Source organism: Moorena sp. SIO4E2 (genome assembly GCF_010671945.1).
GTDB lineage: Bacteria > Cyanobacteriota > Cyanobacteriia > Cyanobacteriales > Coleofasciculaceae > Moorena > Moorena producens.
Genome location: NZ_JAAHIE010000858.1, coordinates 1 through 2442 on the forward strand (window position 1 = coordinate 1; position 2442 = coordinate 2442).

The window sequence follows — 2442 nt, forward strand, 5'->3', positions numbered from 1 at the left end:
AGAGATTAATCCCCTATAGCGATCGCCCCAATTTTCCCTATACCTTTCAAGTAGTCAGGAACAACGATATAAATGCCTTTGCCTTGGTGGGTGGCTTTGTTTATGTTCATACGGGCTTGCTCAAAGGGGTAGAAAATGAAGCTGAGTTAGCTGCAGTGATAGCTCACGAAATTGCTCACATTACCAGCAAACACAGTATCGAGAGGCTGCGCCAGATTATCAAAGACAACAACTTTAGTGAAATCGAGTATGGAACAATTATAAATCTTCTTGAGGATATCGCCTTTTCTCTTCCCCGAGGACGGCAGCAGGAATATGAAGCAGACCGCAAGGGAATAGAAATGTTGCACGGTGCTGGCTACGCTCCCTCAGGAATGACTGGATTTCTCCAAAAATTAACCAAAGGCAATACACCGGCAATGCTAAGAACCCACCCAGAACCAGCAAAACGCCTTGATACTCTCAACGAAATAATCAACAAAAAAGGTTGGAATCCCAATGGTGGTGATGGCTTAGACAGTGATGCTTACAAACGCAAAATCGAATCTCTACTAATCGAGTAGGTGAGCTAGCTATACTGACTGGCTGTAATTGAATCATGGGGGTCGGCAATTGGATAGTGCGATCGCGTCTATCGATGCCTTACCCGAAGTGGTCGCAGCTGTGGGAAATTATCTACCGGTATTAATCGATGGGGGTATCCGTAGAGGCACTGATGTGCTCAAAGCCCTAGCCTTAGGTGCATCAGCGGTGTTGGTAGGTCGTCCGGTGTTATGGGGATTAGCTGTAGCAGGAGTTGCAGGAGTACGCCATGTCTTGCAATTGTTAAGGGATGAATTGGATATAGCCATGGCGTTAAGTGGCTGTACTAAGGTCAAGGATATTGACCGTAGTTTGGTTAAAATTAAAGATTGACCAGAGTAATTAACGAATAACTAGTCACCAATAATTAATCACTAATAATACATTTTGCTTAGTAATATCAATGACTTGGCTGACATTCTAGAAATAATAGGTATGCTATCTTTGATTAGAAAAATCAATATATAAATTAGTATTTATTGGTAATAGTTTGATAGTATCTCACTAAATTACCGCCACTGATCAGGGTGATGGTAAGAGTTATATAAACTTTGAGATTAATCTATTTATCTATTGGAAAGTGAAATAGGCAACTATTGTGCATCATTACCTAGGATAATTGCCAATTTCAAGCCCTAGGGCTAGTTGACTGGCGTTGCTGATTTTGGGTATGGTTTCGCCCCCCTAGCCCCCCAATTCTGGGGGGAACAAGAGTTTCAAAGTCCCCCAAAATTGGGGGATTTAGGGGGCTTTAGCAAAACCAAACGATCGCGCTTCATACTTTAATTCAGCAACCCCAGTTGACTAGCTTTAAGACTAGTAAGTAATTATTATTTTCAATAATAGCAAGGCTACTCCGTGAATAAAATATATTATATAGCCAACAATTTTTACCTATAAATCCAGAGCTATATCAATTTTTTATCAAAGTAAATAGGGTGCTATTACCAAAACACTAAAATCCTAAAAAGACCGAAAAATTAATGAAACTACCGAACTTATTAACCACCCTCGGTGTAGCATCCATTATCACCACTTTAGCCATAGTAGATATTGCCAAACCACTGGAAACCTTTGCCTATACATCTCCTAATCAGTCAACCAGTGAAGGGATAGGACAAAGCAATGATTTTTTGATTGCATCTGGACGTAGTGCAAACTTTGAGGATGGAATATTTTCTGTACGCCTTCCGGAAACAGGAACTCTGGGACAAGAGCTTGATAATTTTATATCTGCTAATCCTAGTTTCAATGTTGAGTCAAAAGAGAAGTGGGTTAGTAACATCAAAGTCTTTTCTATGACCAGAGGTTCTATTAGTAATGGAAGTGTACCAATCACCGCTAGATGGTCTGTTCGATTATGTTGGAGCACTACTTTTGCCTTAAAGAAATGCGTTGGCGGCTGGATAAACAAAAGTGAGGACTTTGAAACGTCATGCTCTATCGGGGCACAACCACGCTATCTTCGTTGCAGAATGCCAGGGAAAGTTAGTGAATTGGTAAGAGAAGGTAGCATTTCAGTTAACTAAAGTTTATCGATTATTATCCTAATTTTACTAATTAAAAACTGAGCTGTTTGTCCTAAAAGCCAATCCCAAGCTATCGACAGCTATCGCACCTTTACATTTAAACCAACCTTACCCAGCGCCATAGCTTAAGCTTGGCGTCTGGTAGTTTACAACTGTTTTAAATTCCCTCAGCTTTGTTACTACTAACTGACTCTAACAAATTTAATCTAACTTATTTAATTTAGTTTTCAGACGAGTGCGCACATATTTATATACTGTGGCATAGGGTATATCCATGCCACACAATCCCTTTAACCAAAGTTGCACTTCCCCATAACTACTAAATCCTTCC

2 protein-coding genes and 1 pseudogene are annotated in these 2442 nt (G+C 40.1%); all 3 read left to right on the plus strand.

Annotation, left to right across the window (positions count from 1 at the left end; translation table 11 throughout):
• Positions 1-563 (plus strand): M48 family metallopeptidase (locus tag F6K37_RS38180; protein ID WP_287256290.1); only part of this gene is annotated, 563 nt, incomplete at its 5' end.
• A 31-nt stretch (positions 564-594) separates the two neighbouring features.
• Positions 595-915 (plus strand): annotated as a pseudogene (locus F6K37_RS38185) (alpha-hydroxy acid oxidase); the annotation flags it as partial.
• 650 nt (positions 916-1565) lie between these two features.
• Positions 1566-2111 carry a hypothetical protein gene (locus tag F6K37_RS38190; protein ID WP_008177716.1) on the plus strand — a complete coding sequence of 182 codons (546 nt, stop codon included), beginning with the start codon at positions 1566-1568 and terminating at the stop codon, positions 2109-2111.
• The last annotated feature ends 331 nt before the right edge of the window (positions 2112-2442 follow it).